The 14,111-nt window shown below is 56.3% G+C and carries 10 protein-coding genes; 4 read left to right on the forward strand and 6 right to left on the reverse strand.

Annotation, left to right across the window (positions count from 1 at the left end; translation table 11 throughout):
* The first annotated feature begins 208 nt into the window (after positions 1 to 208).
* Positions 209 to 1,705 carry a serralysin family metalloprotease gene (locus tag SERAS12_RS12290; RefSeq protein WP_013812959.1) on the forward strand — a complete coding sequence of 499 codons (1,497 nt, stop codon included), beginning with the start codon at positions 209 to 211 and terminating at the stop codon, positions 1,703 to 1,705.
* A 51-nt stretch (positions 1,706 to 1,756) separates the two neighbouring features.
* Here the strand turns inward: SERAS12_RS12290 and SERAS12_RS12295 are convergent, their stop codons facing one another.
* Positions 1,757 to 2,389, reverse strand: a complete 633-nt coding sequence (locus SERAS12_RS12295; protein WP_013812960.1) for a transcriptional regulator — start codon at positions 2,387 to 2,389, stop codon at positions 1,757 to 1,759.
* 671 nt (positions 2,390 to 3,060) lie between these two features.
* Between SERAS12_RS12295 and SERAS12_RS12300 the strand changes: the two genes are divergently transcribed.
* Both SERAS12_RS12300 and SERAS12_RS12305 read left to right on the forward strand, forming a co-directional pair.
* Complete coding sequence (locus SERAS12_RS12300) at positions 3,061 to 4,335, forward strand: Glu/Leu/Phe/Val dehydrogenase (RefSeq protein ID WP_013812961.1); 1,275 nt, start codon at positions 3,061 to 3,063, stop codon at positions 4,333 to 4,335.
* Between the two features lie 163 nt (positions 4,336 to 4,498).
* A complete protein-coding gene (locus SERAS12_RS12305; protein WP_004944657.1) occupies positions 4,499 to 5,068 on the forward strand; it encodes a DJ-1/PfpI family protein in 570 nt (189 codons plus the stop codon).
* Positions 5,069 to 5,352: 284 nt separating this feature from the next.
* Here the strand turns inward: SERAS12_RS12305 and SERAS12_RS12310 are convergent, their stop codons facing one another.
* The 5 genes from SERAS12_RS12310 to SERAS12_RS12330 form a co-directional block, all read right to left on the reverse strand.
* The gene (locus SERAS12_RS12310) at positions 5,353 to 5,730 is read right to left on the reverse strand and encodes a DUF1493 family protein (RefSeq protein WP_013812962.1); all 378 of its coding nucleotides are present in this window, start codon (positions 5,728 to 5,730) and stop codon (positions 5,353 to 5,355) included.
* Positions 5,731 to 5,911: 181 nt separating this feature from the next.
* Positions 5,912 to 7,366, reverse strand: coding sequence for an efflux transporter outer membrane subunit (locus tag SERAS12_RS12315; RefSeq protein WP_013812963.1), 1,455 nt, complete (start codon positions 7,364 to 7,366; stop codon positions 5,912 to 5,914).
* 1 nt (position 7,367) lies between these two features.
* The gene (locus SERAS12_RS12320) at positions 7,368 to 10,544 is read right to left on the reverse strand and encodes an efflux RND transporter permease subunit (protein ID WP_013812964.1); all 3,177 of its coding nucleotides are present in this window, start codon (positions 10,542 to 10,544) and stop codon (positions 7,368 to 7,370) included.
* A 2-nt stretch (positions 10,545 to 10,546) separates the two neighbouring features.
* On the reverse strand, positions 10,547 to 11,701 hold the full coding sequence (locus SERAS12_RS12325) for an efflux RND transporter periplasmic adaptor subunit (protein WP_013812965.1): 1,155 nt from the start codon (positions 11,699 to 11,701) through the stop codon (positions 10,547 to 10,549).
* A gap of 115 nt (positions 11,702 to 11,816) precedes the next feature.
* Positions 11,817 to 13,331, reverse strand: a complete 1,515-nt coding sequence (locus SERAS12_RS12330) for an MDR family MFS transporter (protein WP_013812966.1) — start codon at positions 13,329 to 13,331, stop codon at positions 11,817 to 11,819.
* Between the two features lie 43 nt (positions 13,332 to 13,374).
* On the opposite strand from SERAS12_RS12330, the gene SERAS12_RS12335 reads away from it, so the two are divergent.
* Entirely contained in the window at positions 13,375 to 14,082 is a 708-nt protein-coding gene (locus SERAS12_RS12335; RefSeq protein WP_013812967.1) for a TetR/AcrR family transcriptional regulator, read from the forward strand.
* The last annotated feature ends 29 nt before the right edge of the window (positions 14,083 to 14,111 follow it).

Raw genomic sequence — 14,111 nt, forward strand, 5'->3', positions numbered from 1 at the left:
CTCGGAAGAGTGTACAGCACAAAAAGTCATGACTAGATTTTCTGGATTACGAAAATGATTCAATCACATGTAAATAGCATTATCGATTTATTTTGGCGTAACCTTCCGCCCTTCTTCCTCACCAGCGATATATCCTCGCTCACCGTGGCATTAGCAAATGCACAGGTGGCCGAACAAACCGTAACAGTAGGTAAAATGAGGGGTAGCAATGAGTGGAAAAAACTATATCTATAGCCAGTATGATAACTCCGTTTTGGCTGACGGCGACGATCAATCCGTTTATAAAAGTATCGATCTCTTCTGGCATTATCAGGAGCGCGGCAGTTTTACACTGAATGGTAAACCGTCGCAAAGCGCCGAGTCGGCAGGGATCAACCTGGCTCGCCCCCTGCTAACCTGGAATGGCACAGGTCAGGAGGCGACAGGTAAAGGCGCAACGGTCACTTTTGCCTTCCCGACCTGGAGTGAGTATGAAAAAAATGGTTCTGGTGATGGCGGGTTAAGCGGGTTGGACGCTACGCAAAAGGCTTTTGCCAAAGCATCGCTGCAAGCCTGGGCCGATGTCGCCAACCTGAAATTTAAGGAATTGCCCGCTTCTCAAAGCCAAAATGCGCAGATCAAATTCGGTAATTTTACTCAGGTTAAAGATGATGACTCTAACTATGCGTTGTATCCGCATACGTTAGAAAATAACCAACCTATCCTTGACGATTGGGGCAATGACATGTCAGGCCAGGTATGGGTTCTTGATCTGCCAGAAAACCGCGATCCTAGCTCAGGCGGGGGTTACGGCGCACAGGTTTTTACTCATGAAATTGGCCATGCGCTGGGGCTTGATCACCCGGGAAGTTATAACGGTGGCGCTCCTACCTATCGAAATGACGCAGCCTACGTGGAAGACACCAACCAGTTTTCCATAATGAGCTATTTCTCCGAGGTTAGCCCAGCGTCCAACCCAACGATCGGCGACTTCAAAGGTTATTACGCCTCTGCCCCGTTGATGGATGATATTGCCGGCATGCAATACCTATACGGTGCCAACACCACGGCGTTTAACACGAGCACCGTTTATGGCTTCCATTCAAATACCGGGCGCGGTTATCTGTCGGCCACCGACAGCAACAGCAAACTGATTTTCAGCGCCTGGGACACCGGTGGCAATGACACCTTCGATTTTTCCGGCTTTGCCGGCAACCAGCGCATTAACCTTAACGAAGGCGCGTTCTCTGACGTTGGCGGGCTGAAGGGCAATGTGTCCATTACTCAGGGAACCCACATTGAGAACGCCATCGGCGGCAGCGGTAACGATATTCTGGTCGGCAATGCACTGAACAACCAGTTGAAAGGGGGGGCCGGCAACGACTTTATCTTTGGCGGCGCAGGTGCGGATACCTTATGGGGCGGAGCAGGTAAAGACACCTTTGCTTATGCCGCCGCCTCGGATTCCACCGCCAAAGCGCCAGACTGGATCAAGGACTTCACCACCGGCGTCGACAAAATTGATTTGAGCGCGTTTGCCGGTGAAATCAACTTCGTCAAAGCGTTCACTGGCGAGGCCAATGAAGCGACCTTAACCCTCAATAGCGGCAACAGCGTTCTGGCATTGGATCTGCGCGGTCACGACGCAGACAACACCGGTTGGCAACCTGATTTCCTGGTGAAGATCGTCGGCCAGGCTAACGCCAGCACGGATTTTATCGTTTAACCCTTTACTGAGGCATAAGCGGGGATCCTCCCGCTTTTCGGCGAGGGCTTCTTAGGGGGCGCCCTCGCCTTTTTTTAGTTCTTTCAGGTATTTGTAGACCGTCGCGCGCCCAAGGGATAACACGTTGGCGATATAATCGGCGGCACTTTTGGCCTTGAATGCGCCTTCATTGTAGAGATCGATCACCAATCGCTTTTTTTGCTCACGGCTTAATGATGACAGCGAGGTGTTCTGAAGGCGGATCCACTCATGCAGGAAGGTATTAATCTTCTCTTGCCAGTCATCCTTGAACAGCTGCTGCGGCTGTGGCTGCAGACGAGTCACCGACAAGAACATGTCCAGCGCGTTTCTGGCGTCCTCAAAGATGCTGGTGCTCAGGTTAACGCACAGCAGATAGCTCGGATTGCCCTGTTCATCGCGGGCGGGAATGCTCACCGAGCGCATTTTTTTGCCATCCCAGTTGAGCTTCTCGTAAGGGCCGGTGACCGGCGCGCCGCTGTTGATATCAAAATCGTCCAGGCCGGCATCGTCACCCGGTTTGCGTTTCGACAGATTATTGGCGAGATAGGCGACTTTGTTGGTCGACAGATCGTGTATCACCACTTCCACATTAGGGAAAAACAGCGCTGCGATACCGTCGGCGACCGACTGCAATAATTCAAGTTGAGGCGTGGGTTTCAGCACCGGGCTGTTTCTCCGTAACGATAAGCATGATGATAATGGCCGACTCTCATCATCTGGACAGCCGCTTAGCATACCTTACTTGCCGTGTAATGCCGAGCCCGCCCTCCCTTGGTTCACCGCTGCGGTGATGGAACATGTTGAGCCTGAGGCGGCAAAATGCCACCAGCCCTTTTGTTAACGGAAAGTGAATATCGCCCCGAATCATAAAACGACGGCGCGAACTGCGCTGTAGCCCACATTTTGCGTGAACAGTCCGCTAATGGCATAAGATTTTCAATATATCAGTCAGTTGACGCTATTTTCGTTTAATAAAAATACGATGGCAGGCCGTGTTTACATGAATTCCACTCCGCCGTCAGGAAACGGCATTGTCAACATGGTGGTTAAATAAAATGAAACTTTTTGATCACATTCAAGCTTCTGACAAATAGATAAAGGCAAGATTTATGCGTTTTTTGTGCATAAAGTCTGAATACCTCGCCAAACCTCCCGACAAAAGTACTTAACTATTCATTTTTACCCGTCGAAACCCATTGGAAACCGGCCTGCAGCCCGATCAGGGGGGGCTAACAACCGGCAGGTTTAATGGTAAATTTAGCGTCGCAAAAGTGTTATGCACTTAGTAATCCACGGTTAAACAAAATAAATACCTATATAAAAAAAGGTTGGTTATGGAAAAGCTATCCTACGCTTCAGAAAGCAGCACAACGGCCTGGGCCACCTACTTGCAACAAATCGACCGCGTTGCACCTTACCTCGGTGACCTGTCTCGTTGGGTTGATACTCTCCGTCATCCCAAGCGTGCGCTGATTGTCGACATCCCCTTGCAGATGGACGACGGCTCTATCCGCCACTTCGAAGGTTTCCGCGTTCAGCACAACCTGTCGCGCGGCCCGGGTAAAGGCGGCATCCGTTACCATCCGGATGTTGATCTTGATGAAGTCATGGCGTTGTCAGCATGGATGACCATCAAATGTGCGGCGGTCAACCTGCCTTATGGCGGTGCCAAAGGCGGTATCCGCGTCGATCCTTTCAAACTGTCTGAAGGCGAGCTGGAGCGACTGACCCGCCGCTACACCAGCGAAATCGGTTTTATCATCGGGCCGCAGAAAGATATTCCTGCGCCGGACGTCGGCACCAACTCGAAAGTCATGGCCTGGATGATGGATACCTACTCCATGAACCACGGCACCACTATCACCGGCGTGGTCACCGGCAAGCCTATTCACCTCGGCGGTTCTCTGGGCCGTGAAAAAGCCACCGGTCGCGGCGTGTTCGTCACCGGCAGCGAAGTGGCCAAGCGTCTTGGCGTTGAAATTGAAGGCGCTAAAGTCGCGGTACAGGGCTTTGGTAACGTAGGCAGCGAAGCCGCTCGTCTGTTCGTTGGCGTCGGTGCCCGCGTAGTGGTAATTCAGGACCACTCAGCCACCCTGTTCAACCCGGACGGCATCGATCTGGCCGCGCTGACCGAATGGCAGACCAAGAACAAGCAGATCGCGGGTTTCCCTGGCGCCAAAGAGATTGAAAGCGAAGCCTTCTGGTCGGTTGACATGGATATCCTGATCCCAGCGGCGCTGGAAGGCCAGATCACCCGCCAGCGCGCAGAAATCCTGAGCGCCAAGCTGGTGCTGGAAGGCGCTAACGGCCCAACCTATCCAGACGCGGACGACGTGCTGCGTTCACGCAACATTACCGTAGTGCCTGACGTTATCTGTAACGCCGGCGGCGTGACCGTCAGTTACTTCGAATGGGTGCAGGATATGGCCAGCTACTTCTGGAGCGAGAGCGAAATCAACGAGCGTATGGACAAGATCATGACCGACGCTATGGTTCACGTCTGGAACAAGGCCGAAGAGAAAGCGTGCAGCCTGCGCACAGCGGCTTATATCGTCGCCTGTGAGCGTATCCTGACCGCACGTAAAGAGCGTGGCATTTACCCAGGTTAATACGTTGTACTGCCCGGCCTGCTTTGCGGGCCGGGATATCTCCCTTCCCCCGCGTTAAACCGTTTCACTGCCTTTCCAGTGCCGATCTTCGTTTTTCTGGTTCGCGCTCCCTGCCCGCATAAGCTATATGTTAGGGATCCTTTCCCCTCCGGAGAACTTCCTCATGAGCAAGAAAAAGATCCTGATGCTGGTCGGCGACTATGCCGAAGATTATGAAACCATGGTGCCTTTTCAGGCATTGCAGATGATTGGTCACCAGGTGGATGCCGTCTGCCCCGATAAAGTCAAAGGCGACTACATCATGACGGCGATCCATGATTTTGACGGTGCGCAGACCTACAGTGAAAAACCCGGCCACCGCTTTATCCTGAATGCCGATTTTGCCGCCGCACGGGAGGAGGATTATGACGCCCTGCTGATCCCCGGCGGCAGAGCGCCCGAATATCTGCGCCTCAACCCACAGGTGATCAAATTGGTGCAGGCTTTTGACGCCGCACGCAAACCGATAGCCGCCGTGTGCCACGGCCCGCAATTGCTGGCCGCCGCCAATGTGTTGAAAGGCCGCACCTGCAGCGCCTACCCAGCCTGCGCCCCTGAAGTACAGTTAGCCGGCGGGCATTATGCGGATATTGGTATCGATCAGGCCCACGTTGACGGCAATCTGGTGACCGCTCCAGCCTGGCCGGCGCATCCGCAGTGGCTGGCGAAGTTTGCCGAGGTGTTGGAGCAATAAACCCGGCATAAAAATGGCCCGCAATCGGACATGCGGGCCAACAGCACAAGGCATCTATTCTGATGCTGCCTCTATACCCGTCGTCTTTCAAGCTGCAGCGTCGTTACCTGCACGCGTTCACCCCAGTCACTTACCGGAGTAAGCTCCTGCGGATGAACGAGCTGGGCGCCTAGCTGCAGCTTGAAAGCCATAGGGTATTCATAAGAAGTTCTCTTTTCCGCTGACGTTAATTTAGCGTCCGGGAACAGAAAATAATGCGTTATGTTATCCGCACCGGTTTCGCATCATTTTAATTGTTCAATCAGAAAATGGATATCATAAAGCCAGCGTTTGGCACGGGCGGATCGTACCAGCATGTAAACATACAGCGGCCGGATCCTTTCCATCTCCAGATCCCAGTTATTCACGCGGCGAGGTGATGCTGAGAATAATATCCCCGACTTTGCTTCTTGCCGAAAATACAGGTCGTGATTGTAGCTGCTGTTGTCTATGTCGAAGGTGTCGAAGTAGCCGCGCATCAGCGTCTCAGCCATCGGTAAGGTCAGGTTAAGCTCTTTGTTTATCTCGGTATTCAGAGTGACGGCGATACCCTTTTTAAGAAAACCGGGCGTGTTATATCTGTCGATAACGGAAATCACTTGCTGCTGAATATCACTGTCCATTTCAACCTCAATATATTTGGCCGCGGGAAAGATGCGATATTTCTCTGACCTTTCTTATTGTATCGAGTTCTGCGGGTCGGGGTTATTTTCCTTTTCTTTACATTTCCCTCACCGGATAAATATAAAAAACGCAGGGAGATAACACCACCCTGCGTAATCGGTTTATTGATTGCGAATAAAGTTAACGGGTCAGGGTCGCGCTATTGGCGACCAGGCTATCCCCCTGCTTCTCCGCCGTAATGCCGCCCCCCAGCACCTTATACAGCGTAATCAGGTTCTGGTACTCGGTTTGCTGCGCGCCGATCAACGATTGGCGGGCGGTGTACAGCGTCCGCTGCGCGTCCAGCATGTTCAGGTAGGTATCCACGCCGTGCCGATAACGCAGTTCAGCCAGGCGGTAATATTCCCGCGAGGCTGCTACGTAGCCGGTTTGCGCCGCCAACTGCTCCCCAATGGTGCCTTTGCGCGCCAGTGCATCGGCCGTTTCCTGGAACGCCGTCTGCACCGCTTTTTCATAGGTGGCGACGTACAGATCCTTTTGCGCTTTGGTGTAGTTGAGCTGTGAGGTGTTATAGCCGCCGGTGAAAATCGGCAGGCTGATGCTTGGCGCAAAGGACCAGACGCCGGCGCCCTTGCTGAACAGGGACGACAGCTCCCCGCTGCTCACGCCGCCGCTGGCGGTCAGGCTGATCGACGGGAAGAACGCCGCACGCGCAGAGCCGATGCTGGCATTGGCTGACTTCAGATTATGCTCGGCTTCCAGGACGTCCGGCCGGTTCAGCAGCACCTGCGACGACACATTGGCCGGCATGTCTTTCATGATGCCGGATAGCGCCTCGATCCCATTCGGCAACAGGCTTTCGGGCACGCTTTGCCCCACCACCAGATCCAGCGCGTTTTTTGCCTGCGCGGCACTGGTGGTGTCGCTGGCGACGTCTGAACGCGCCTGCTGATAAACCGTGTCCGCCGAAGCCACATCCACCATCGACAAAATGCCGTTTTGCTGGTTTTTACGCGTCACTTCCAGCGACAACCTGGCGCTTTCCATCGTGTCTTTGGCTGCCGCCAACAGGCTGCGTTCCGCCGCCACGTTCACCCAGTCGGTGACGATATCGGCGATCAGCGTCAGGCGCGTACTTTTTGCCGCCTCGGACTCCGCCAGATAGGTCTCGAATTTTGCGTGCGACAGGCTGCGGTTTTTACCGAACAGATCCAACTCAAACGAACTGGTGCTGGCGCTGGCTTCGTAGCTCTGGCCGATCGCGGTCGCATTGCCATTGCCGGTCAAAGAGCGTGAGCGCGTGCCGTCTACCCCTGCGTTGATGGTTGGGAACAGTTCGGAACGTTGTTCGCCGTATAACGCTCGCGCCGACTCAATGCTGGCGATCGCTTCACGCAGATCACGGCTGCTGCTCAGCCCCATCGCCACCACCTGCCGCAGCCGCGCATCCACCACATAATCGCGCCACGGGATATCCGGGTAGCTCAGCGAAAGCTTACCGCTCGGCGTGGCATAGGCGGCACCTTGCGGCAGGTTTGCCGGTACCGGCGCCTGCGGCCGTTGGTAGTCCGGATCCAGTGAAATACAGCCTGCCAGTAACAGGGGGAATGTCAGAGTTATCAAACGTTGCAGCACATTATTCTCCTGCCTGTGGCGTGGTGCTTTCTACCTGTTTGGCGACGACCGGTTTACGTGCAAATACCCGGCGTACCAAAACGTAGAACAAAGGAACAAAGAAGATCGCCAATAGCGTCGCGGTAAGGGTGCCGCCGATAATCCCGGTGCCAATGGCTATACGGCTGTTGGCGCCGGCGCCGGTGGAGATTGCCAGCGGCAACACCCCGGCGGTAAATGCCAGCGACGTCATCAGAATCGGCCGCAAGCGCATACGGGATGCTTCGACCGCCGAGGCGATCAGCGTTTCTCCGTGCTGGTACTTCTCTTCGGCAAACTCCACGATCAGAATGGCGTTCTTGGCCGACAGGCCAATAATGGTCAACAGCGCCACCTGGAAGTAGATATCGTTTTCCAGACCGCGCAGCGTGACCGCCAACAGCGAACCCACCACGCCCATCGGCACCACCATCATGACCGCGAACGGGATCGACCAGCTCTCGTACAACGCCGCCAGGCACAGGAACACCACCAAGAGCGCGATGGCATACAAGGATCCCGCCTGGCCGCTGGTCAGACGCTCCTGATAAGAAAGCCCGCTCCAGGAGTAGCTGCTGCCCGCGGAGAACTTCGCCGCCAGTTTTTCCATTTCATCCATCGCGGTGCCGGAGCTGGTGCCCGGAGCGCCTTCGCCGGTGATTTCGAACGACGAAAGCCCGTTATAACGCGACAGGTTTTCCGGCCCGTAGATCCAGCGCGATGAGGCAAAGGCCGAGAATGGCGTCATGCTGGTCTTGGTTGTGGTCGTGCCTGAAATGGTGTTGGTTGAGCTGCCGCGCACAAACCACTTATCCAGATCCTCCGGTTTTGAACGGAACTCCACATCCCCTTGCATATAGACTTTCTTCACCCGGTTGCGGTCGATAAAGTCGTTAACATAGGTGCTGCCGAAAGAACTGGTGAGCGTGCTGCTGACGTCGCCGGCGCTCAGGCCCAACGCTTGCAGCTTGTCATTATCGATATCCACCTGCAGCTGCGGGGTATCCGGCAAGGTGTTGGCGCGCACGGCGATCAGGCCCGGATTTTTACCGGCGGCGGCAATAATCTGGTCACGCATCGCCTGCAATTCCGCACGGGTCGTTGCGCCTTTGGCCTGCAACTCGAAGGTGAACCCGTTGGACTGGCCAAAGCCGTCGATCGACGGCGGGCTCATCGAAAACACCTGAGCATCGCGAATGCCGGCGAAGTGCCCCATGGCGCGTTTGGCAATCGCGTCAGCGGTGTTCTCGCTGCCGCTGCGCAGGCTCCAGTCCTTGAGGCTGACGAAAGCCATGCCGGCGTTCTGGCCGCTGCCGCTAAAACCAAAGCCGTTGATGGTAAAAATGCTGTTGACGTTGGCCTTCTCATTATTGAGGAAGTAATCCTTCACCTCGTCGCTGACCACCGAGGTCCGGGCATCGGTAGCGCCGGCCGGCAGCGTATACTGCACCATCACCATCCCCTGATCTTCGTTAGGCAGGAAGCCGGTCGGCAGGCGCATATACATGACGGCGGCTGCGATCAGCAACAGGCCGTACATCAGCAGGTAACGCATTGGGCGGTGGATCACCCTGCCGACCTTGTCGGCATATTTCGCCTGCAGCCGGTCATAACCCCGGTTGAATTTGCCCAGCAGGCCTTTGTCGGTCAGTTCCTCATGCGCGGGTTTCAGCAACGTGGCGCACAGCGCCGGTGCCAGCGTCAGCGCCAGGAGCACCGAAAGCGCCATGGAAGAGACGATAGTGACGGAGAATTGGCGATAGATAACCCCGGTGGACCCGCCGAAGAACGCCATCGGCAGGAACACCGCAGACAGCACCATCGCAATGCCCACCAACGCGCCGGTGATCTCTTTCATCGACTTTTCCGTCGCTTCGCGCGGCGGCAGTTTTTCTTCGCGCATCACGCGCTCGACGTTCTCCACCACCACGATGGCGTCATCGACCAACAGCCCGATGGCCAGCACCATGCCAAACAGCGTCAGGGTGTTGATCGAATAACCGAACACCGCCAGCACGCCAAAGGTGCCGAGCAGCACCACCGGCACGGTAATGGTCGGGATCAGCGTCGTACGCAGGTTCTGCAGGAAGATGAACATCACGATCACTACCAGCACCACCGCTTCGAACAGCGTCTTCACCACTTCCTCAATCGAGATGTTGATAAAGTCGGTGCTGTCTTTCGGATACGCGACCTTGTAGCCGTCAGGCATGGATGACTGATATTCCGCCACCTTGGCCTTGACCAGCTTGGCGGTATTGAGCGCATTGGCTCCTGCGGCCAGCTTGACCGCGATACCCGCCGCCGGGTGACCATTCAGGCGTGCGCTGGAAGAGTAATCCTCATTGCCCAGCTCAACCCGCGCCACATCACCCAGGCGAACCAGGGCCCCGCTGCTGTCGCTTTTCAGGATGATATTGCGAAATTGCTCCGGGGTTTGCAGCCGGGATTGCGCCTTGACCGTGGCGGTCAGTTGCTGATCGGCGCCGGCCGGCAGATCGCCGACCTTACCCGCAGAAACCTGGGTGTTCTGCGCCTCAATCGCCGTCTCCACATCGGACGGCATCAGCGAATAAGACGCCAGTTTGGTCGGGTTCAGCCAGATACGCATGGCGTATTCCGAGCCGAATACCTGCACGTCACCCACACCGTTGATGCGCGACAGCGGGTCTTGCAGGTTACTGACCAGATAGTCGGCGATGTCTGCCATCGTCGCTTTATCGGTCTCATCATACAGACCGACGATCAGCAAAAAGCTGCTCTGCGATTTCTTGACCGTTACCCCTTGCGAGGTGACCTCGGACGGCAAGCGGCTTTCCGCCTGCTGCACTTTGTTTTGCACCTGTACCTGGGCGATGTCCGGATCGGTACCCTGATCGAAGGTGACGTTGATGCTCACCGAACCGTCGGAACTGCTGGTCGACGAGAAATACAGCAGGCCGTCCAGGCCGGTGAGCTGCTGTTCAATGACCTGCGTCACGCTGTTTTCCAGTGTTTCCGCATCCGCGCCCGGATAGGTAGCCGAAATGGCGATCTGCGGTGGGGAAACGTCCGGGTATTGCGAAATGGGCAGCGAGTTGATCGACATCAGGCCACACAGCATGATGATGATCGCGATCACCCAGGCAAACACCGGCCGCCGAATAAAGAACTGCGCCATGATTACTGCTCCCCACCGTTAGCCGTGCCGGTCGCCGCCTGCTTTTGCACTTCAACCGCGTTAACTTCGACCCCGGCGGCCACCTTATTGGTGCCTTCGACGATCAGGCGATCGCCGTCGTTCAGCCCTTTACTGACCAGCCAGTTGCTGCCGATCACCCGTTCGGTGGTGACCGTGCGCTGCTCAACCTTGTTTTGCGCATTCACCACCAACGCAGTGGCCTCACCTTTGGCATTGCGGGTGATGCCCTGCTGCGGCGCCAGAATGCCTTTCGGATCGACGCCGTTATCGACTCTGGCGTGAACGTACATGCCCGGCAGCAATTCATGCTCCGGGTTAGGGAATACGGCGCGCAGCGTAACGGAGCCGGTAGACTCATCCACCGACACTTCCGTCAGTTCCAGTTTGCCGTCATGCGTATAAGGCGTGCCGTCTTCAAGCTTGATGGCGACCGGTGTGACATCGTCACGTTTTAAGGACGCCTGCAGTTTGCGCAACCTGAGCAGTTGGCTGCTGGACTGCGTGAGATCGACATAGATGGGGTCCAGCGCGCGGATAGTGGCCAGCGCATCGGTCTGGCTGGCGGTAACCAGCGCACCCGGCGTCACCGAGGAAATGCCGATACGGCCGGAAATAGGTGCGCGTACCTGGGTATAAGCGAGATTGATTTGGGTGGTTTCCAGCGCCGCCTGATACTGGTCGACAGCGGCGACCGCCTCCAGATAGGCCGCCATCGCATCGTCCGCATCCTGTTTGGAGACGCCATTCTCTTTCACCAGCGCCGCATAACGTTGCGCCTTCAGGCGGCTGGATTTCACCGTCGCCTGCGCACTTTTCAACTGTGCGGCAGCCTGGTTATAACTGGCCTGATAGGTGGCGGGATCGATTTGATACAGTACCTGGCCGGCTTTTACCTCGGCCCCTTCGGTAAACAGACGTTGTTTGATAATGCCGTCAACCTGCGGACGAACGTCCGAGGTCATGGTGGCGTTCACCCTGCCACTCAGATCGCTGCTCAGCGTGACCGGTTGGCCGTGCAGCGTCGCGACCCCCACCTCCGGCGTGCCGCCCGCTCCCATCGGGGCCCCGCCGAGTTTGCCATCACAGGCGGTCAGCAATAACGCCAGGCTGACAAGAAAAATCTGTTTGCTCTGCATCGAGTATCTATCCTATTGAGAACGTTTATTCTCAATATATAGATTCTGATCTTTTTAGTCTGACAGGGTTACGTAAGGATTCGGTAAAAGTCCTTCGCAAAGCATGAGAGACGCCCTATTTTTGCCTCAGCGGCACGTCTTTAAGCAGCCAGGTCAGCGCAAAGGCCAGCACCATTACCCAGGCGGCAATCTGGTACACCGAGTGGATCGCCCCGCCGAAAGCCTGCAGATAGTCTTGCTGCAAGGCCGCCGGCAAATGGTGCACCGCCGCCGCGCCCAGAGAACGCGGCAGTTGCGCGTCCTCCGGCAACAACACGGCCAGGCGTCTGTGCAGCACGTTGGTAAAAATCGCGCCAAACACCGCCACGCCGATCGAACCGCCAATCGAGCGGAACAACGTGGCGCTGGAGGTAGCGACCCCCATATGCTGCGGCTCTACGCTGTTTTGCGCCGCCAGAATCATCACCTGCATCACCATGCCCAATCCCAGCCCCAACAGGCTGATATAGAGATACAACAGGTGCACCGGCGTCGAATTTGTCAGCGTGCCGAGCAGGATCATGCCTGCCAACGCGCACAGGGTGCCGATAATCGGGAAGATACGGTATTTGCCCCTTTTGCTGATCAGCCTGCCGCTGACGATCGAACTGATCATGATGCCGCCCATCAGCGGCAACAGCTGCATCCCGGCCTGCGAAGGCGTCGAGTCTTTCACCACCTGCAAATACAGCGGCAGGAAGGTCACCGAACCAAACAGCGACATGCCGATGATAAAGCCGATCAAACTGCACAATACAAAGGTGCGATTACGAAACAGTCCCAGCGGAATGATCGGCTCGCTTGCCAGCCGCTCTTCGTAGATAAACCCGCCCAGCGACACCAGCCCAAAGGCCAGAATGCACCACAGTTGCCCGTCCGACCAGGCCATGACCGTGCCGCCCTGGCTGGTAAAGAGGATGATGCAGGTCAGCGCCGAGGCGAGGTAAGCCGCCCCCAGATAGTCGATGTCGTGTTTAACCCGATTGACCCGCGACTGGAATACCGCGCCGATCACCAACAGGGCGAAAACTCCCAGCGGAAGATTGATATAAAAAATCCAGCGCCAGGAGAAATGCTGCACCAACAGCCCGCCGATCAGCGGCCCGACCACCGTCGCCAGGCCAAATACCCCGCCGAACAACCCCTGATAACGCCCGCGATCGGCCGGTGGGATCACGTCGCCCACCACCGCCATGGTCACCACCAATAAACCGCCGCCACCCAGCCCTTGTAACGCGCGCATCAGGATCAATTGCGTCATGTTCTGCGCCAGCCCGCACAGTACCGAACCGAACAAAAACACCACGATGGCGACTTGCAGCACGATCTTGCGGCCGAACAGATCGCCGAACTTGCCATACAGCGGCACCACGATGGTCGATGCCAGCAGATAGGCCGTCACGACCCAAGACAAATTCTCCAACCCGCCGAACTCGCCGACGATGGTCGGCAACGCGGTCGAGACGATGGTCTGATCGAGCGCCGCCAGCAGCATCACCAGCAGCAGCGCGGAGAACAGCAAACGGATCGAGGGCGCCTGTTCAGACGCCCTGCCGTTATCTTCGTGGCCTGCTGTGTTATCAATGCCCATACGAGTGAGTCCGCTTGTAATTAATTAACTGAGTAATTAATATATGAGTTATTCTTTTCTCCGGTCAATGGATCTCGCCGCGATGACAGCACAAAACGTTAAAAAACCCACCTCTCCACGCCGCCCTGGCAGGCCCAGCGGCGCTGTCAACGGGGCAGAGAAACGGGAGCATTTGCTCGACACGGCGCTGAACTTGTTCGCCCGCCAGGGCATTGCCGATACCTCGCTGAATGCCATTGCCCGCGAGGCCGGCGTTACCCCGGCGATGCTGCACTACTACTTTCACAACCGTGAACAGCTGCTCGATGTGCTGATAGACGAACGTTTCCTGCCGGTGAGAATCGCCGCAGGCGACGTTTTCGACGCCAACGAAGACGATCCGGTAGCGGCTTTCACTGAGTTGGCGCAGCGATTTATCGATATTTCCATCGCACATCCGTGGTTCGCCCCGCTGTGGTTGCGCGAAGTGATGAGTGACAGCGGCGTATTGAAGCAGCGGATGGACGAGCGCTTCGGCGACAAGCAACGCAAAACGGCGATGCAGTCCATCGTACGTTGGCAGGCGGAAGGCAAACTGCATGCCGATCTGGAGCCATCTCTGCTGATAGTCACCCTGTTTGGCATGACGCTGCTGCCGTTAGCCACGGCGTCAAAATGGCAGCGCGATAATTCTCTCAGCCCGCTGCGCGCCGAAGACATTGCCCGGCATGCCATTACGTTGCTCACCCACGGTCTGGGGCCGCAACGCTGAAAAGAGAACCATTCTGGTGCGGGGCACTC

It is taken from the genome of Serratia sp. AS12, from assembly GCF_000214195.1.
Lineage (GTDB): Bacteria > Pseudomonadota > Gammaproteobacteria > Enterobacterales > Enterobacteriaceae > Serratia > Serratia plymuthica.

Bases quoted from the DNA above. Each gene is read 5' to 3' on its own strand.
- SERAS12_RS12330 (WP_013812966.1), bottom strand. From the start codon at position 13,331: ATGGGCATTGATAACACAGCAGGCCACGAAGATAACGGCAGGGCGTCT.
- SERAS12_RS12325 (WP_013812965.1), bottom strand. From the start codon at position 11,701: ATGCAGAGCAAACAGATTTTTCTTGTCAGCCTGGCGTTATTGCTGACC.
- SERAS12_RS12320 (WP_013812964.1), bottom strand. From the start codon at position 10,544: ATGGCGCAGTTCTTTATTCGGCGGCCGGTGTTTGCCTGGGTGATCGCG.
- SERAS12_RS12310 (WP_013812962.1), bottom strand. From the start codon at position 5,730: ATGGACAGTGATATTCAGCAGCAAGTGATTTCCGTTATCGACAGATAT.
- SERAS12_RS12290 (WP_013812959.1), top strand. From the start codon at position 209: ATGAGTGGAAAAAACTATATCTATAGCCAGTATGATAACTCCGTTTTG.
- SERAS12_RS12305 (WP_004944657.1), top strand. From the start codon at position 4,499: ATGAGCAAGAAAAAGATCCTGATGCTGGTCGGCGACTATGCCGAAGAT.
- SERAS12_RS12300 (WP_013812961.1), top strand. From the start codon at position 3,061: ATGGAAAAGCTATCCTACGCTTCAGAAAGCAGCACAACGGCCTGGGCC.
- SERAS12_RS12335 (WP_013812967.1), top strand. From the start codon at position 13,375: ATGAGTTATTCTTTTCTCCGGTCAATGGATCTCGCCGCGATGACAGCA.